This window comes from Marinobacter sp. F3R11 (assembly GCF_003318275.1).
Lineage (GTDB): Bacteria > Pseudomonadota > Gammaproteobacteria > Pseudomonadales > Oleiphilaceae > Marinobacter.
Genome location: NZ_QOCH01000013.1, coordinates 208,956 through 226,254, shown reverse-complemented (window position 1 = coordinate 226,254; position 17,299 = coordinate 208,956). Strand labels below are relative to the sequence as shown.

Sequence of the window (17,299 nt, the reverse complement as noted above, 5' to 3'; positions counted from 1 at the left end):
TATGTCATGAATTTCGATGCCGCTGGGCATTTATGCAGGTTTTTTAAATTGGAGCCAGGACGCGTGTCTCAAAAGCCAAATGACATTATTACGGCGGGGTTAGGGATTGCCCTGAGCGTTATGCTTTCCGGCTGTTTGTCCAGTTCGGACAGTCAGCAAGCGGATCCTGTTGTTGTCGAGAACCCGGTTGTCTATGTGAAACGGCCATTGCTGTTCGATGAAGATACCGGAGCCCTGATTGAAGACAACCTGGCCGATCCTTCCGGATTCCGGCCAGGTGCCCGCCTGTTTATAAAGTCCAGTGCATCAATTGATGCAAGCGCGGTTGATGTGTCCTCCCGTGCGTTTTCTGACCCTGGGTTTCTGGATGAAGACGGCCTTCTTCGCTACGACGTCAAAGACCTTCACGTATCCCATGATGGCAACCGTGTTCTGTTTGCCATGCGGGCACCTGAAATAGAAGATGCGGATGAGGAGGATCAGCCTACGTGGAATATCTGGGAGTACGATCGCACAACAGATGTGTTACGCAGGATAATTACTTCGGATGTAACCGCTAAAGCCGGTCAGGACATTGCCCCGGCTTACCTTCCGGACGGTCGGATTGTATTTTCCTCAACCCGGCAGCGCGCGTCCAAAGCCGTGTTGCTGGATGAAGGTAAAGGACAGTTTTCCGGCCTTGATGAAAATCTCGACGTTCATGCGTTTGTGCTGCATACGATGGATGACGATGGCGATAACATTCAGCAGATTACATTTAACCAGAGCCATGATCTTGACCCTCTGGTTACCGACGACGGGTTCATTGTATTCAGTCGTTGGGATAACGCCGGCCAGACCAGCAATAATGGCGTCAACCTATATCGTGTAAACCCTGATGGAACCGGGCTGACCTATCTTTATGGTCGTCATTCCCACGATTCTGTCGATGGGGCGAACAATGTGCAGTATCTGAAACCGCGAAAGACAGATTCCGATGGTCTTTTGGTCCAGTTGCGGCCTTTTGAGAGTGACGATTACTCCTCTGCTCCCGCCGAGGTTGATATAAATGGATATGTAGAAGCAGACCTGAAGATTGATGGCAGTGCAGGAACGGGGCAGGTTCCGCTGATCTCCGGTATTACCCTTGATGGAGAACTGACGCTGCAAGGGCGCTATGGCTCGATCTCACCTTTGATGGATGGTAGCGGAAGGTACCTTGTGAGCTGGACACCCTGCCGGCTGACGGAAGTCGCGTCCAGCACGATCGTGAATTGTACCGATGAGCGTCTGGAATCTGCCGACTATGTTCCCGCGCCGCCCGTTTACGGCCTTTGGCTGCTGGACGTGGCAAACGGTACTCAAAGGCCAGTGGTTGAGCCTTCTGAGGGCGAGCAGTTTGACGGAGCCATGCTGATGCGTGAGCGCTCGCTTGAGGGATATATCTCTGATGCTCAGGTTACTGGAAAGGAGGCCGAATTAGCTGACAGAGGTTTCGGTGTTCTGCATATTCGTAGTGTGTATGATGTGGACGGCGTCGATACCGCGCCAAATGGTATAGCAGCTACCGCTGACCCCCTGTTGACATCTGCAGCTGAGCGCCCGGCGAGATTTCTGCGCCTGGAAAAACCGGTGTCCATGCCTGATGAGAATGTGCGTGATTTTGACAACAGTGCCTTTGGCCGTAGCCGTGGGCAGCTAATGCGGGAAATTTTGGGATATGCTCCTATTGAGCCCGATGGATCAGTGAAGGTAGCCGTACCAGCGAACGTGGCCTTTGCGGTGAGCGTCGTGGACGCCCAGGGGCGCAGAACAAGCTCTCGTCACCAGAACTGGCTGTCGGTCAAACCCGGCGAAACCCTTGAGTGCAAGGGGTGCCACAACCCCGGCTCACCCGTATCCCATGGCCGGCCGGATGCCAGCCCGGAATCCGTCTGGGCTGGTGCGAGTACAAACGGAGCACCTTTTCCAAACACGGATTCAACGCTGTTTGCAGATATGGGCGAAACCATGGCTGAGGTCTATGCCCGGGTGAAGGGCATTCGGGAGCCTTCGCCTGATCCGGTGTACCAGGCTGATGAGTGGGTCGATTTTGACGGCAGTGTTGCAGATCTGTCCATGGCCTATGAAAACCTTGAAACGCCCAAGCCGATTTCTGGGGTGTGTGAGAACGAATGGGCAGCCAATTGCCGGGTGGTCATCAACTACGAAACCCATATCCACCCGTTGTGGGGCTTGAATCGTGAAGTTCTGGACGAGAATGATCTGGTGATTGACGATTACACCTGCACAGGTTGTCACACCGAAAGTGATGCTGATGGAGTCGACACTGTTGCTGCGGGTCAGCTGGATCTCACAGACGGCCCGTCAGACGCCGAGCCATTGCACTTCAAATCCTATCGCGAGCTGTTGTTTCCCGACAATGAGCGGGAGGTCAACGCCGCTGGAGTTGTGGTGGACAGGATGGTTGATACAGGCGAGGTGCTGAGGGACGAAGAGGGCAATCCGATACTGGATGAAGTAACAGGCCTGCCAACACCCATACTTGAACCAGTAGTGGTAAATCCAAGTATGTCTGTCAATGGCGCCTCGGCAAGTTCACGGTTCCTGAGTGTGTTCAATCCGGGCGGAACCCATGAAGATTTTCTGTCCCCTGCTGAATTGCGCCTCATATCAGAATGGCTGGATATAGGTGCCCAGTATTACAACAACCCCTTCGCCGCTCCGGAAGACTGATCAGGACCAACACCAGAACCATGCCCATTGCTATTTTGATACTGATGCTCTGCTTACCTGTTACTGCCTGGGCGGGTTGGCTGTGGGGGGATGATGAGCCGGCACCCAGAGCTCAGGTTGTAGAGCCTTTCGTGGTCTGGCGAACAGGGCCAGCTGTTGGGTATCCGGTTTTTCACAGCAGTGAAAAGGGAGAATGGCTGAGCCTTTTGCAACGCAAGACCGGCTGGATGAAAGTCCGGGATGATAAAGGCCGCGAAGGCTGGGTAGCGGTGGCGGCAATTGCTCAAACCCGGGACGCAACGGGCGAAATGGTCAATCTCAGTGTTCCGGATCTGGAAGCGTTCAGTAACAGGACCCTGGAATCCGGGCTCATGATGGGAGAGTTTGAAGGCGCGTCCGTAATCTCGGGTTATGGCGGTTGGTGGTTTACTCCCAATCTGGCTGCAGAACTCTGGGGATCCCAGGTGCTGGGCAGTGCTTCGGAAATACTCATGGTGAATGCCAATATTGTGCATCAGCCATTTCCGCACTGGCGGGTTTCCCCCTATTTTACACTTGGTGCAGGCCATATCTGGGTGGACCCGAAAGCAACACTTGCGGTGCCTGAGGAACGTGACAATCCCATTGCCCACGCGGGCTTAGGGCTGCGTGTTTATATAACTGACCGCTATTTTATCCGGGCCGAGTTCAAGGACTATAAAGTCTTTACCAGCCGATCAACCAACGAAGAAGCGACAGAATGGAAAATCGGACTAAGTATCTTTTTCTGACCGGGTTCTGCCTGGCACAAGTCATGGCGTTTACGCCCAATGTGTTTGCGGCGGAAGAGTCTGATCGCGACGACCGGCCTTTAATTGAACCGGATGTAAAACCCGTGCCGGTTGACGAAGCGCTGATCGATACCGAGAACTTCGAGATCGGAGCCTTTGTAGGCGTGCTCAATATTGAAGACTTTGAGTCGTCGATGGTGTACGGCGGCAAGCTCACCTATCACCTGAGCGAATCCTTCTTTTTCGAGGCAGGTATCGGTTTTGCTGAAGGTGGCGAAACCAGTTTTGAGAACCTGGCGGGTAACGTACAGGTGCTGGCAGACGGCGAGCGTGATTACCAGTATTACAACATCAATCTGGGTTACAACATCCTGCCCGGTGAGGCTTTTCTCACTGAGAACTACGCCTTCAATACCAACTTTTATTTAATTGCCGGCGCAGGTGCTACGGATTTTGGCGGTGATACGCGCTTTACCCTTAACGCCGGTGCAGGCTATCAGATTCTTCTTACAGACAGCCTTTCGATCCATCTGGGTGTGCGCCAGCACTACTATCGCATTGATGTAGTGGGTGCGGAGAAGACGTCCATGAATACCGAAATCAGTTCCGGACTGTCGGTCTTTTTCTGAATACAGGAGCCTTTTATATGAATACCCCGGTTACAAGTATTGTTCTGGCACTTGCTCTGACGGGAGCAGTATCAACGGTTCAGGCAGACGCTATCAATGTTCCAGCGCCGGATTTTACGCTGGAAAGCCGCTCCGGAGATAACGTCCGCCTTGAAGATCATCGCGGCGAAGTGGTCATGCTGAACTTCTGGGCATCCTGGTGTGGCCCCTGCCGCCAGGAAATGCCCTTGATGGACGATATCTACAGCCGTTATCAGGACCTGGGCTTTACGATCCTCGCAGTGAATGTTGACGAAAATCGTGACGAGGCACTGCGTTTTCTGGACAAGGTGCCGGTTAGCTATCCGGTTCTGTATGACCCGGAAAGTTCTGTGAGTGAGTTGTATGAAGTACCGGCTATGCCGACCACGGTGATGATTGATCGCGATGGCAAGGCCCGGTACATCCATTATGGCTACAAACCTGGCTACGAAGATGACTACGAAGCCCAGATCAGAGAGCTGGTTCGAGAGTGATTCCGGGGTGGGTAAGCGTTATGCGCAGATTAACCATGATCATGCCGCTGTTGTTGGTGCTGTTGCTTTCGGCAACGGCCGGTTGCAGTTCTGTCAAGCCATGGGTGAAGCCCTATGAAAGGGATCGTCTGGCTGATCCGGTCATGAGCCTGAGCCGGCATGGCAAGGCAGATTCATACATGCACCACGTTTACCAGGCCCGGGAATCTGCCCGTGGGGCTGAAGGCGGCTCGGGAGGTGGTTGTGGGTGTAACTGATCGCAGTCGCTTCGCACGGCTGTTGCTGCTTTTTGTTGTTGGGATGGTGCCGCACTCGTTCGTTCAGGCCGCAACGCTGCCTGTGGATAGTGTGGATGTGCTTTATCACCGTTACGACGGCGGCGGCATGGTAATCGACGGTCCAGTGGTACTTGCACGTAAGAGTGTCGGATCTCAAGTATCTGTGACCGGGCAATATTACGTGGATGCGGTATCGGCAGCCTCTGTAGACGTGCTGGCAACTGCAAGTGCTTACACTGAAGAACGCACCGAATATACGGTTGGTGTCGATTATCTCTATGATCGTTCAATTATGAGCCTCGGGTATACGAACAGTTCCGAAAACGACTTTGAAGCCAATACGGTTTACTTCACCGTAAGCCAGGAGTTCTTTGGTGGAATGTCTACGATCACGCTGGGTTATGCAGAAGGCTGGGATGATGTAGGCAGGATAGGTAATGACAGCTTCAGCGAAGATGCTGATCGTCGTAATTACCAGATTGGTATCAGTCAGGTTCTTACCCGTAATACGCTGGTCGGGCTTGATCTCGAGGTGGTCACGGATGAGGGTTATTTGCAGAACCCTTACCGTCAGAACCGCTACCTGGATCCTGATGATGCAACCTCTTTTCTTTATCAGCCTGAGCGTTATCCCGAAACCCGGACCAGTACGTCGGTAGCGGCGCGGGCCATCTATCATTTGCCTTATCGGGCCTCCATCAGAGGGGAATACCGGTATTTCAGTGACACCTGGGGTATTGATGCGCACACCGTGGAATTGGGTTATGTGCATGCATTGAATGAGCGCTGGACGCTCGAAGGCTCGGTTCGCTATTACAGCCAGGGTGAAGCCGATTTCTACAGCGATCTTTTCCCCTATGAAAACTCGCAGACGCATCTGGCCAGAGACAAGGAAATGAGTTCGCTTTCAGGTACCACCGTCGGAACGGGGGCCGTCTATGAGTGGAAACAGACATCCTTGCCAGGCATCAAGCGGGTTCAGTTCAGTCTGCTGCTGGACTGGTTAAATTTTGATTATGACAACTTTCGGGATGTTACCGCTTCGGGCACCTATCTGCCGGGCGAAGAGCCGCTTTATTCTTTCGATGCGCTGGTTACCAGAGCATCCGTGATTCTCGAATACTGAGTTTGCAGGAAACCTGATTATGAAGGATTCATTCAAAACCCTGTTGGCCGGCGTACTTGTGACAATGGTCTTGTTTATAACTACAGCGGTGCACGCGGAAACGGAGGCCTCGCCAGACAGCAAGGCTGTAGCAGAGCGCGTTGAAGAGCTGAAGAAGAAGGTCATCGGCCTGAACCGGGATCTCTTCATTCTGGAAGAAGACCTGCTGTTTCCTGCCAGCACGCAGTTTGCGGTTTTCCTCAGCATTGATACGGGCGAATTCCTTAAAGTGGATACGGTGAAGCTGAAGGTGGATGACGATATTGTGGCTTCGCACCTTTATACAGACCGCCAGGTCACTGCTCTTGAGCGCGGAGGCATGCAGCGCTTGTTTATTGGCAACCTGAAAACCGGCACTCACGAGATAACGGCTTTCGTAGAGGGTATTGGTCCGGACAATCGTGCATACAAACAGGCAGCAACCCTGGCTTTTGACAAGGGTACTGAGACAGCTGCGCTGGAAATCCGCATTCAGGATCGTTCCTCGGATTATCAGCCCATGGTCTCCATTGTGGAGTGGGAGTGACACGGACGGTGGCATTCAATACAAGGGCATTATATTCCGGCACGACGGCACGTTGGGTGGCTACAGCCGTCAGTTTATTGCCGTTCGCACTTGGTGCGCCGGTGTTGGTTGCCGACGATGCACCTGAGCGTGCTCAGGACCCCATGTATGGCTGGGTACTGTACAACTACCATCAGGGTGCTTCCTTTGATGCCCTGACGCTGCTGGATGTGGCCCGTGAGCGTGGCGGCATCAGTGGGCATGGAGCCTACCCGGAACTTGTTGAGGGCGGGCTTATGCTTTCGTATGGCATGACCCGCGAAGCCCGTGAATTATTCACCCGATTGCTTGTAGAGACGAGCGACGGTGCAGGTGATGACTCAGAAGATGCAGCTTCGCATATAACTCTGGAGCCAGAGGTGCGTACCCAGGCATGGTTTTATCTGGGGAAGGTGTTCTATCTCGAAGGTGACTATGGACCGGCCTATGAGAATCTCCTGCGGGTTGACCCAGAGATCCTGGAAGATAGTGAGCCAGGGCTTTTTGAAGAATGGCTTTATCTGAGAGCCCGGCTGGCCATGATATCCGAGGAGTTTGCTGGCGAATCGGGTAGTGCAGCGCTGGTTGAAAGCCTGCTTGACCAAATGGAGCGGACTGAGCCATGGGCATACTATCTCAGCTACAACATAGCCATGGCACAGATAGCCGCCGAAGAGTATACGAAAGCCCAGGAAAGTCTGCGTAAACTTATTGCCGATATGGAAGACGAAATGCCGGAGAAAGATCTGATCTCCGAGCATCGTGCACTCCTGGATAAAAGCAGATTGTCCCTTGCCCGTTTGTACCTGAGAGACTCCCGGTTTGATGACGCATTAACGCTTCTGGGTGCCATGCCGCTGGATGGTGTGTTTTCCGACAGAGCTTTATTTGATTATGCGGTGGCCGCAGCGGGCCAGGGCGAGATGCAGCGGGCACTTGATGCACTTGATGCTTTGTCGCAGCGGTCATTGTTTCTGGCCTGGAGAGAGCAGGTCCCCTATGCGCGGGGTTACGTGCTTGAGCAAATGAACCAGCCCCGCAAGGCATTAACCGCGTTTATGCAGGCAGCTGAGCATTACGAAACACGGGGTGAGGAGCTGATTGCCGCCCGGCTTGCACTAACCGAAGAAAATCTGATGGCACGGTTGAACTTTCTCTACGACAACAATGAGATTGTTACCGACGCATATGGCCGCTTACGGGTGATGCCTGATGATTTCGGGCTGTCAGAAGTACTGGCAACAGAACCTTTCCAGCAGGCGCTTGGGGAACTGCATGAGCTCTACCGGATGCGGGCGTTGCTTACGCAGCGGCAAGAGCAGCTGAGCACGTTCGAAACCATGCTTGAAACACGACGGATCCAGCGCGAACGTCGGAGCAGTGAGGCCCGTTCTGAACTTGAGCAACAGCATGCAGACGACTGGGCAGAAGCACACAGATTTTTTCGTGAAGATATTCAGGCAGCCGTTGCCGCAGAAGATGTCGTATTTTTTATGACAACGGAACAGAAAGCCCTGAAGAAGAGACTGGATAAGGTTGCGGCCACTCTCGCACAACTCCCCGATGATCAGAGCACGGCCAGACAACGGGAAACCTACCGGCGAATGAAAGCTTACTTCGACTGGAGTATCGCTGACGATTACGGTGTAAATCGTTGGGCTGCCCAGAAACAGCTGCGTGAACTGGACCGGGAAATGGAGCAGTTCCTCAACCAGAGAGCTGCTATCGAAGCCCTGATGGCCGTAGACAGTGAGCATAGCGAGCTGGCTGGACGTCTGGCCCGCAACGCCGAGGAGATTCAGTCGCTGAAAGCCCAGGTGCAGGATGCATTAACGATGGCAAGGAGCATGCTTATGGGGCGTCTGGATGAGGCCCTTGAACAGCAGAACAATGAACTTCGGCGTTATCTGGTTGCATCTCGCCATGCCCAGGCGCGGCTGGCAGATCAACTGTTCCGGGAAGACAGCAATGCGGAGGCTGCCAATGATTAAAGCGCCGTTTTGCACGCGACTATCAGGCCGCGGTTCTTTTTCGCTTTGTATGCGGGTATTGATACCGGTTTTTTATGCAATGCTGGCGACCGGGTGCCAGTCTATGTGGTGGGGATCGGGTGATGGGGGAGCGTCAGAAGCACGACCCGGAACCCTGGCATCGTTAAGCTCTGCAAATTCGTCAAACACGCCAGATCTCGCTGTTGTAGAGGGCAAACCAGATGAAAGTGCAGAGGTTGCTGTATCACTTGAATCGGTGATGCGCAGTTACAGGGATTTGCTGCCGCTCGTGGATGACCCCGCCAAGCAGGTCACCATCCGGCACAGGCTTGCGGATCTTGAGTTTGCCCGGGCTGAACGGATTATGACGGATACCGCGGAAGATGATCTGTCTGGCGCTATTGCGGCGTATACAAATCTGCTGGCGGAATATCCGGATCGTAAAGGTAATGATCAGATTTACTATCAGCTGGCCCGAGCCTGGGAGTTGCGTGGCAGAACCGAAGAGCAGCTGCAGTCCCTCGATACGCTGGTGACATCCTATCCGGATTCAGATTACTGGGTAGAGGCACAGTTCCGGCGTGCGGATATCCTGTTCGTCAATGGGCGCTACTCCGAAGCGGAAGTGGCATTTGATGAAGTTACCCGTGCCAGCGGAGAACAAAACGCCGATCCCTCCTTCCTGATGAATGCCCACTATATGAAGGGCTGGAGCCAGTTCAAACAAGGTGATTATGAGCAGGCTCTGCTCAGTTACGTTGAGGTGCTGGATCTGATCATGCCTGGAGAGGAGGCTGCAGAAGCGTCGGATCAGCGATATCAGACGCTCACTGAAGATCTGTTCCGGGTTGTCGGCCTTTCGCTTTCCTACCTCGATGGTGCTGAAACCTTGCAGGCCCTGTTTCGGCAGACCGGGAGCCGGCCCTATGAAGTTCTCGTGTACGACCGGTACAGTAAACTGCTGGTTGAACGTGAGCGCTACAGTGATGCTGTTGATGTGTTTGAGGTATATATTCACGAGCATCCGGACAGTCCCTGGGCTCCGCGTTATCACATGCGGATAATCGATACTCTGGAACTGGCCGGTTTCGACAAAGCCATACCGGATCGCAAAGCCGAGTTCATCAAACGTTACGGCATCTACAGTGACTACTGGCCTGAGGCTGATCCCGAAGCCTTGGCCTATATTGAAAACCAGCTGGAGATTCTGCTGCCAGAGCTGGCTGACCGTCATTATCTGCTTGCCGGCGAAGCCCGGAAACAGGCACAGCTCCCTGAGGGGACTCCGGAACCTCAGTCTGAAAACCGCAGTAACCTGAGTTCCGAAGCAGAGGATAACTTTCGTCAGGCTGCCGCCTATTACGCTGAATTTGCTGCTACCTTCCCGGACCACCCCCGCACACCTGAGCGGCTGTTCCTGCTGGCGGAAACCTATATTGAGCTACAGGAGTGGCCAGACGCCATTCAGGCATTTGAACGGGTAGCTTACGATTTCTCTGTGGATGGGGAACAGAATGAGCGTGCCGCCGAAGCAGGCTATGCCTCTGTTCTGGCATTTCGCGAGTACTCGCGAACCTGGTCGAATGAAACGAATGATGATCTGTTTGCCTTGCAGGAAATGCAACAACTCAACCGCCTGAGATTTGTGAATGCCTTTCCGCAGGATTCACGAGCTCCCGGTGTTTATTACATCGCTCTGCAGCGAGAGTTCGATCAGCAAAACCTTGACGAGGTGATTCCCATGGCAGCCCGACTGGCTGCCTGGCAACCGGCAGCGGAGCCTGCTCTGGTTACAGAGGCTCTGCTGATGGCAGGGCATAGCCTGTTTGAGCTCGCACGCTATGGGGAAGCTGAACAATCCTACCGGGATGCCCTGGCTATGATGCCTGTTGAAGACGAAAGGCGAGCGGGTATTCAGGAAAATATGGCGGCGTCTGTATTCCGCCAGGCAGAGCAGTTGGCAGACGCGGGCAATGTAGATGCAGCCGTTAGTGAGTATCTGCGCGTGGGCTCTGTAGCATCAGCATCTTCCCTGAATGCCAATGCGCAATATGATGCGGCATCCCTGCTGGTAAGCTCGGCGCGATGGGGCGAGGCCATTGATGTACTTAATGGCTTCCGTACGCGTTTCCCGGACCATGAACTGGCTGATACCGTGCCTGCAAAGCTGGCTTTTGCCTATCGGGAAACCGGCCAGTGGGAGAAAGCCGGGGATGAACTTAGCCGCATGGTTGCTATGGCCGACACGCCAGAGGAGCGTCGGGAGAATCTCCAGATTGCAGCTGAGCTATACGACCAGGCAGGAAATGAGGACAAGGCGATAGATACCTGGAGCCAATACGCCAACAGCCACCCGGAACCTGCAGCAGTATATATGGAGGCTGCTAACCGGCTGGCAGAGCTTTACGAATCCCGTGGCGATCTTGAAGGCCGTGATGTCTGGCTGACCAGGCAGATGCAGAAAGTGGACCAGAACCCTGAAGCAGCGGATGACCGTATGCGTTATCTGGCCGCCTCGGCCTCTGCCACACTGGCCCGGGACGCTCTGGCATATTACGACAGTATCCGCCTGACATTGCCTCTGAATGAAAGCATGGCAGAAAAAACACGCGCGCTTGAACAGGCAGTTCAGGCCTATCAGACAACTGCGGGTTACGGTATATCGTCGTTCTCCACAGAAGCAGGTTATCAGATTGCTCAGATCTACAACCGCCTCGGTGCAGACCTGATGGATTCAGAGCGGCCTGAAGGGCTCAGTGATCTGGAGCTTTCTCAATATGAATTGCTGCTCGAAGAGCAGGCTTATCCATTCGAAGACAACGCCATTGATATCCATGAACAGAATATTCGTCGTGCCCGTGAAGGCATCTTCGATGAGTGGGTACAACGTAGTTATGAGTCGTTGCGAAGTCTGCTACCGGGACGCTACAACAAACCCGAAGTCACAGCCGGAGCAGTCCATGATCTGGGATAAAAAACTGAGTGCGGGCATGGTTCTTGGCCTTTTGCTGTTGTCTGGTTGCGCGCTGGGACCTGATCGCCCGGAAGGGTCCCCTGGCGGCAGTGCGTCAGGTCAGTCTGCTGCAACAGACAAATCGGAAACGGCTTTGCAGGAAGCTTTTGCTGAAGCCGTAGTGTTAATGGAAAACGGTGATGTTGAAGAGGCGGCTCGCCGCTTTGAACAGATGGCCGCGCAGCATCCGGAACGTACCGGCCCCCTGGTAAACCTGGGTGTCATTGCGTTTCAGGCCGGCGATAGTGAACTAGCCCAGGCGCGGTTCAACGAAGTGCTTGTTCTGAATCCGGAGCACCGGGTCGCGCATAACCATCTTGGCGTAATTGCGCGTAATGCCGGCGATTTTAAGGCTGCTGAGCAACACTACCGGGCTGCCCTTTCTGCCGACCCGGAATACTTGCCTGCATTGCTTAATCTGGCATTTTTGCTGGATATCTATCTGGGAGAGCCTGCACAGGCATTGCCGCTATATGAACGGTATAAAACACTAGCCGTTGAGCCCGATCCAAAGCTGGAAGACTGGATATACGATGCGAAAAACAGAATCTGATTTGAGGGGCAGGCTATGAGGCGACCGGAGAAACAGCTTTTGCTGATTGCCATGTTGTTGCTCGGCTTTCAAGCTGTCCACGCCCAGGATCCGGGGCTGAATTCGGAAGTGCTCACAATTGAGGGTACTCGCATTCAGGGAGATCAGGAGGTGCCTACGGTTATGTACCTCGTGCCCTGGCAGCCACCAGAAGTAGACGAACTTCAGGCGCTGGATGAGCAGTTGATGGTTGAGCAGGCATTTGCTCCTCTGGAGCGCTACGAATTTCAACGACTTGTCCGCTACCATGACGCATTTCGCGACGAATCTGCGCCAGTAGAATCGAGCGATTAATGAGAAGTGCATCACAGAGTCTATGTGCCCGAGTGCAAAGTGCAACAAACCGCAACAAAGACTCCCGCTAATTTAACCCCTTTGGGATAGAGCAACGCTTAGACTGGCTCAAAACCCGGACCATGGAGTGCCCAGAAAATGATCGATACCGCCGTTCGCTTCTTTCAGGAAGGTGGCTTTTTTATGTTTCCGATCGCCGTTGTGCTGATTATCGGACTCATTGTGGCCATTGAGCGTTATGTTTACCTGTCTGCTCAGAAAATCATCAATCGCAGAGACTTCAACCGTTTGCATCAGATGATTGCAAAGCGTGATTTTAAAGGTGCGCTCAATTATGCCCAGGACTCTGGTAGTGCAATGTCTACAATGATTGGTTTTGGTCTGCAGCGGCTTGCACGCCGCCAGGGCCGTGAAGATATTGAGTACGCTATGGAAGAAGGGCTGCTGGATGTTATGCCGCGTATTGAAAAACGCACCCAGTACCTCGCAACACTGGCGAATATTGCAACACTTCTGGGCCTTCTGGGTACCATTATCGGCCTGATTGCTGCCTTTACCGCTGTTGCGGCTGCGGATCCGGCGCAAAAAGCCAGTCTGCTTTCCCAGAGCATTTCTGTGGCGATGAACACGACGGCATTTGGTCTCATGTCGGCTATCCCCATCCTGTTGATTCATTCTGTTCTGCAAACCAAAACCAATGAGATCGTCGATAGCTTCGAAATGGCTGGTATCAAAGTGCTCAACCTGCTCAGCGACGGTTCTGGCTCCCGTACGGGTGCTCAGGCCCAGGCTGTGTCGTCGTCTGCCCCGTCGGCAGCTCCGGCCGGTGCTCTTGCAGGTGCAACCGCCCGTACCCCGGCCTGATAATCAGCTAAAGGATTTCAGGCTATGAGGCGGAAACATCGTCGATTACAAAGCGAACCGGATCTCGATATCACACCTTTCATGAATCTCATGATCGTGCTGGTGCCGGTGTTGCTTTTGAATATGGTGTTTGCTCACACCAGCGTTCTGGAACTCAACTTCCCGACCGGTGAAAGTATTACCCCGGAACAGGTTGAGGAGTTGCAGGTTCAGGTGGTTATTCATACGGATCGCCTGGTGGTCTCGGATAACCAGGGTGGGGTTATCAAGGCCATTGCCCAGAGTGAAGGCGAGTACGATTTCGCTGTACTCAAGGAGGTCATGAAAGAGATCAAAAGCCGCGTTCCTGATAAGAAAGATGTGATTATCATGCCCTCGCGGGAGACCTCTTATCAGACGCTCGTAACAGTCATGGACACGGTCCGGTCCTATGATGCAGTTGTTGCGGGGAATCTTGTGGAGGCGGAACTTTTTCCCGAGATTTCGTTGGGTGATGCGCCTCAGGCGGATGCGTCAGAAACCCGGAAAGAAGGGGGGCAATCATGAAAGAATCTGCCAAAGCCCGTCGTCTGAAGCGTCACCACAGGCGTAATAAAGGCCAAAGCAAGATGAACCTGGTGTCGTTGATGGATATCTTCACGATTCTTGTGTTCTTCCTGATGGTCAACTCTTCGTCTGATGTGCAGGTTCTCAACCAGAACAGCACCATCAAACTGCCGGACTCTTCAGCAGAACAGACGCCCGGAGATGTGCTCGCATTGACGGTTACCGACCAGGATATTCTGGTAAACGGGCAGGTTGTAATCAAACGTGAGGTTTTACAGGCCCTGGACGGACAAATTGAGCCAGGCCTGAAGCAGGAGCTGGACTATCAGGCCAGCCGGTCCTCGCAACCGGCTCCGGAAGCCGGGCGGGCGATTACTATTCTGGCAGACCGTGAGTTACCTTACGATTTGCTCAAGAAAATCATGTCTACCTGCGTGGATGCGGGATACGCCAGCATATCTCTGGCGGTTAACCAGCGTGCGAAAGAGGGAGCGGGAGCATGATGGATTACCGGTATGGGCTGCCCTGGAATGAGGAGCGGGGCGAGCGCAGGCGTTTGTTGTTCACGGCGCTGGTTGTAGTGCCATTGTTTGTGATCTTTGCCGGTTATGTCAGCTGGGTCGAGTTGCCTGAACGGGACCGGCAGGAACGTGAGGCCTTGCCGCCACAACTGGCCAAACTGGTTATTGAGAAGAAGGAGTTGCCGAAACCGGTTATGCCTGAACCTCAGCCCGAGCCAGAGCCTGAACCGGAAGAAAAACCGGTTGAACAGGCCAAGCCTGAACCTCAGCCTGAGCCAAAACCTGAACCACCCAAGCCGGAACCTCCAAAACCCAAGCCCGTGGTAAAAGATCCTCCCAAGCCTGAGGCTGTGGCCAAGGCTCGTGAGAAAGCGAAGAACACGGGAATTCTGGCCATGGGGAACGAACTGTCGAAGCTCAGTGCACTGGCCAGTTCCGTAAAGCTTGATGCGCCTGTTACCCGCACAGCCAAGCCTATAGCCCGTAAGGCAGAAGACACACTAGCTGCCCGCGCCACGGCTACTGTGCGCAGTTCCGGTGTGAATGATGCGTCACTTGAGCGTGAAAGCCGGGAAGTTGCTCTGGCTGGTCGTGAAAGGGCAGAAGTGGCAGAAGCCGAGCGTGTTGCTGAGGTAAGAGAAACTGTCCGGCGTGAAAAGCAGGAAACCGCTTCCAGAACCCGCAGCAAAGAAGAGTTACGGCGTACTATGGATGCGAATAAGTCGGCGATTTACAGTATCTATAATCGCGAACTTCGTCGGAAGCCGTCTCTGCAGGGTAGCATTACACCAGAGTTGGTGATTGAGCCCAGCGGTGCAGTATCCCGATGCTCTGTGGTCGAGTCCACGCTTGGTGAACCAAGCCTGGAGAACAAGATCTGTAATCGGCTGTTGCTTGTGGACTTTGGTCCTCAGCCGGGAGTAGACCAGACGACGATTCGCTATCCGATTGAACTGCTGTCCGGCTGACAAGAGGCTCCGCACGGAGCCTGCGGTTTCGGACAGCAGTTTGCATCAGGCGTGTTAACCCGCAGCGTCTTTGGCCTTCACCCGCACGTAACTGCCCGGTGCGTCTTCAAGTACGGCAAGCTTGCCGTCACCGGGTATTCGTGCGCTAACCTGCTCACCAGCAAATTGCTGGATCCAGTCAAGCCAGTGTGGCCACCAGGAACCGGGATGCTCCTCTGCACCCGCAAACCACTTATCTGCATCCGGTTTCATGGGGTCATTGGTCCAGTAACTGTACTTTTCCTTGTAGGGAGGGTTAATGACTCCTGCAATATGGCCGGACCCGGATAGTACAAAATGAACATTGCCGCCATGGACCAAAGCACCTTTATAGGTGGTTTTCCATTTGGCGATGTGGTCCTGCCGGGCTGATAGAAAGAATGACGGCACCTCGATTTCTCTCAGATTAATCGTTTCTCCGGCCAGGGTCAGCGCGTCAGGCTCTACCAGGCGGTTATTGAGATACATCTCTCGCAGGTAGAAGCTGTGCATTTTCGCGGGCAGGTTGGTCCCGTCAGTATTCCAGTACAACAGATCAAATGCCGTTGGCTTCTCTCCCTTGAGGTAACTGTTGGTCCAGAACGACCAGAACAGCTCATTCTCCCGTAAAAGGTTGAAAGTGAATGCCATGGCGCGGCCATCCAGGTAACCCTTTTTGTTCATCGTGCGCTCAATGCCACGGATTGAATGCTCATTGATAAATACGCCAATGCCGCCGGGATCAGAGAAATCCAGCAGACTGGCAAGGTAGGTAGCGCTGACAACGGGTTCTTTGCCTTTTTTCTTCAGCCAGGCCAGAGTTGAGCCCAGCAGTGTTCCCCCGATACAGTAGCCGATGAGATTCATCTGCTCTTCACCTGTGGCTGCTGTTACTGCCTCCATGGCCGCCAAAGGGCCTTCCAGCATGTAGTCGTCCCAGCTTTTGTCCCTCAGGTCGGGCCCCGGATTCCGCCAGGATATGATGAATACAGTCTGACCCTGATCAACCAACCATTTGGTAAATGAATTTTTTGGACTGAGGTCGAGAATGTAATATTTATTGATCCAGGGAGGCACAATCAGTAGTGGTCGCTTGCAGACAGTATCCGTAGTCGGCGTGTACTGAATGAGTTGTATCAAGTCATTCTGAAATACTACTTTTCCTGGTGTTGTGGCCAGGTTGCGTCCGACCTCGAACGCAGAGCGGTCGGTCATACCGACGTTGAACAGCTTCGGGTTCTGGCGGAAATCATCAATAAACTGCTTCCCTCCGTCGACCAGGTTCATGCCCTTGCGTTCCCAGGTGATTTTCAGTGCCTCCGGGTTCGTCACAAGAAAATTGGAGGGGGCTAGCGCGCTGGTGAGTTGGCGAGCATAAAACAGCATCTGCTCACGGCCTGCCGGAGGGATGCCTTCCATGTTTTCTACCCAATCCAGAAAGGCCCTGGAGTTGATGAGATAGGCCTGGTGCAATACATCAAAGGGCAGGTACTTATGCCACTCTTCAGCGTTGAACCGCCGGTCATCAGTATCTGCAGGCGCAACCGGCTTCTTGTCGACCCCGTATAGCCGGGCAACTGTATAAGTGCCGAGGTCTGTATGTTTCCGGGCCAGCTCCAGTTCTGCTTCCGCAAGGCGCCAGGGGTGCAGCAGCAGATCTTTTGCCATGGTTCGGTAGGCGTCCGACATTTCAGACAGCGTTGAACTTTTGGCGTAGTCCATTACGCCAGTATCTCCCAGCAACTTTTCCAGATATTGCTGGCCGTCACGTACTTTCGTTTCAAATGTATTGGCTAGCCGATTTGCGGTTTTTCCAAGCTTATCCAGACCCAGCATGTGCTGTCCTCAATCAGGATGGTGGGTAGAGTGATATTCT

At 53.6% G+C, this 17,299-nt stretch carries 16 protein-coding genes; 15 read left to right on the top strand and 1 reads right to left on the bottom strand.

The genetic code is table 11. The features are described 5' to 3' along the window. Window positions 1-63: 63 nt before the first annotated feature. The 15 genes from DS878_RS06060 (at window position 64) to DS878_RS05990 (ending at window position 15,405) form a co-directional block, all read left to right on the top strand. Window positions 64-2,715: a hypothetical protein gene (locus tag DS878_RS06060; RefSeq protein WP_315971918.1), complete on the top strand. Its 2,652-nt coding sequence runs from the start codon at window positions 64-66 to the stop codon at window positions 2,713-2,715. A gap of 20 nt (window positions 2,716-2,735) precedes the next feature. Beyond that, on the top strand, window positions 2,736-3,485 hold the full coding sequence (locus DS878_RS06055; RefSeq protein ID WP_113815078.1) for an SH3 domain-containing protein: 750 nt from the start codon (window positions 2,736-2,738) through the stop codon (window positions 3,483-3,485). Further along, window positions 3,455-4,114, top strand: coding sequence for an outer membrane beta-barrel domain-containing protein (locus tag DS878_RS06050; RefSeq protein ID WP_113815077.1), 660 nt, complete (start codon window positions 3,455-3,457; stop codon window positions 4,112-4,114). The genes DS878_RS06055 and DS878_RS06050 overlap by 31 nt, the downstream gene beginning before the upstream one ends. 17 nt (window positions 4,115-4,131) lie before the next feature. Beyond that, complete coding sequence (locus DS878_RS06045; protein WP_113815076.1) at window positions 4,132-4,629, top strand: TlpA family protein disulfide reductase; 498 nt, start codon at window positions 4,132-4,134, stop codon at window positions 4,627-4,629. Between the two features lie 20 nt (window positions 4,630-4,649). After that, a complete protein-coding gene (locus tag DS878_RS06040) occupies window positions 4,650-4,886 on the top strand; it encodes a DUF4266 domain-containing protein (protein WP_113815075.1) in 237 nt (78 codons plus the stop codon). Then, the gene (locus DS878_RS06035; protein WP_261977631.1) at window positions 4,873-6,033 is read left to right on the top strand and encodes a DUF3570 domain-containing protein; all 1,161 of its coding nucleotides are present in this window, start codon (window positions 4,873-4,875) and stop codon (window positions 6,031-6,033) included. Before DS878_RS06040 ends, DS878_RS06035 begins: the two co-directional genes overlap by 14 nt. Window positions 6,034-6,052: 19 nt before the next feature. Further along, on the top strand, window positions 6,053-6,598 hold the full coding sequence (locus DS878_RS06030; protein WP_222837443.1) for an AraC family transcriptional regulator: 546 nt from the start codon (window positions 6,053-6,055) through the stop codon (window positions 6,596-6,598). A gap of 8 nt (window positions 6,599-6,606) precedes the next feature. Then, window positions 6,607-8,607: a tetratricopeptide repeat protein gene (locus DS878_RS06025; protein WP_261977630.1), complete on the top strand. Its 2,001-nt coding sequence runs from the start codon at window positions 6,607-6,609 to the stop codon at window positions 8,605-8,607. Between the two features lie 103 nt (window positions 8,608-8,710). Next, window positions 8,711-11,581, top strand: coding sequence for a tetratricopeptide repeat protein (locus tag DS878_RS06020; RefSeq protein WP_261977628.1), 2,871 nt, complete (start codon window positions 8,711-8,713; stop codon window positions 11,579-11,581). Next, window positions 11,568-12,173 (top strand): tetratricopeptide repeat protein, encoded by a 606-nt coding sequence (locus tag DS878_RS06015; RefSeq protein WP_113815074.1) that lies wholly within the window; start codon window positions 11,568-11,570, stop codon window positions 12,171-12,173. Before DS878_RS06020 ends, DS878_RS06015 begins: the two co-directional genes overlap by 14 nt. Window positions 12,174-12,188: 15 nt before the next feature. Further along, a complete protein-coding gene (locus DS878_RS06010; RefSeq protein ID WP_113815073.1) occupies window positions 12,189-12,506 on the top strand; it encodes a hypothetical protein in 318 nt (105 codons plus the stop codon). Window positions 12,507-12,644: 138 nt separating this feature from the next. Beyond that, window positions 12,645-13,370, top strand: a complete 726-nt coding sequence (locus tag DS878_RS06005) for a MotA/TolQ/ExbB proton channel family protein (protein ID WP_113815072.1) — start codon at window positions 12,645-12,647, stop codon at window positions 13,368-13,370. Between the two features lie 24 nt (window positions 13,371-13,394). Continuing rightward, on the top strand, window positions 13,395-13,916 hold the full coding sequence (locus DS878_RS06000; protein WP_113815071.1) for an ExbD/TolR family protein: 522 nt from the start codon (window positions 13,395-13,397) through the stop codon (window positions 13,914-13,916). Then, window positions 13,913-14,419, top strand: a complete 507-nt coding sequence (locus DS878_RS05995) for an ExbD/TolR family protein (RefSeq protein ID WP_113815070.1) — start codon at window positions 13,913-13,915, stop codon at window positions 14,417-14,419. Before DS878_RS06000 ends, DS878_RS05995 begins: the two co-directional genes overlap by 4 nt. Beyond that, window positions 14,416-15,405: an AgmX/PglI C-terminal domain-containing protein gene (locus tag DS878_RS05990; RefSeq protein WP_113815069.1), complete on the top strand. Its 990-nt coding sequence runs from the start codon at window positions 14,416-14,418 to the stop codon at window positions 15,403-15,405. Before DS878_RS05995 ends, DS878_RS05990 begins: the two co-directional genes overlap by 4 nt. A gap of 54 nt (window positions 15,406-15,459) precedes the next feature. Here the strand turns inward: DS878_RS05990 and DS878_RS05985 are convergent, their stop codons facing one another. Continuing rightward, entirely contained in the window at window positions 15,460-17,259 is a 1,800-nt protein-coding gene (locus tag DS878_RS05985) for a PHA/PHB synthase family protein (RefSeq protein ID WP_113815068.1), read from the bottom strand. Between the last annotated feature and the right edge of the window lie 40 nt (window positions 17,260-17,299).

Excerpts from the sequence above, each read along its gene's own strand:
- DS878_RS06055 (WP_113815078.1), top strand. The coding sequence starts at position 2,736 with ATGCCCATTGCTATTTTGATACTGATGCTCTGCTTACCTGTTACTGCC.
- DS878_RS06050 (WP_113815077.1), top strand. The coding sequence starts at position 3,455 with ATGGAAAATCGGACTAAGTATCTTTTTCTGACCGGGTTCTGCCTGGCA.
- DS878_RS06045 (WP_113815076.1), top strand. The coding sequence starts at position 4,132 with ATGAATACCCCGGTTACAAGTATTGTTCTGGCACTTGCTCTGACGGGA.
- DS878_RS06040 (WP_113815075.1), top strand. The coding sequence starts at position 4,650 with ATGCGCAGATTAACCATGATCATGCCGCTGTTGTTGGTGCTGTTGCTT.
- DS878_RS06030 (WP_222837443.1), top strand. The coding sequence starts at position 6,053 with ATGAAGGATTCATTCAAAACCCTGTTGGCCGGCGTACTTGTGACAATG.
- DS878_RS06020 (WP_261977628.1), top strand. The coding sequence starts at position 8,711 with ATGTGGTGGGGATCGGGTGATGGGGGAGCGTCAGAAGCACGACCCGGA.
- DS878_RS06015 (WP_113815074.1), top strand. The coding sequence starts at position 11,568 with ATGATCTGGGATAAAAAACTGAGTGCGGGCATGGTTCTTGGCCTTTTG.
- DS878_RS06010 (WP_113815073.1), top strand. The coding sequence starts at position 12,189 with ATGAGGCGACCGGAGAAACAGCTTTTGCTGATTGCCATGTTGTTGCTC.
- DS878_RS06005 (WP_113815072.1), top strand. The coding sequence starts at position 12,645 with ATGATCGATACCGCCGTTCGCTTCTTTCAGGAAGGTGGCTTTTTTATG.
- DS878_RS06000 (WP_113815071.1), top strand. The coding sequence starts at position 13,395 with ATGAGGCGGAAACATCGTCGATTACAAAGCGAACCGGATCTCGATATC.
- DS878_RS05995 (WP_113815070.1), top strand. The coding sequence starts at position 13,913 with ATGAAAGAATCTGCCAAAGCCCGTCGTCTGAAGCGTCACCACAGGCGT.
- DS878_RS05990 (WP_113815069.1), top strand. The coding sequence starts at position 14,416 with ATGATGGATTACCGGTATGGGCTGCCCTGGAATGAGGAGCGGGGCGAG.
- DS878_RS05985 (WP_113815068.1), bottom strand. The coding sequence starts at position 17,259 with ATGCTGGGTCTGGATAAGCTTGGAAAAACCGCAAATCGGCTAGCCAAT.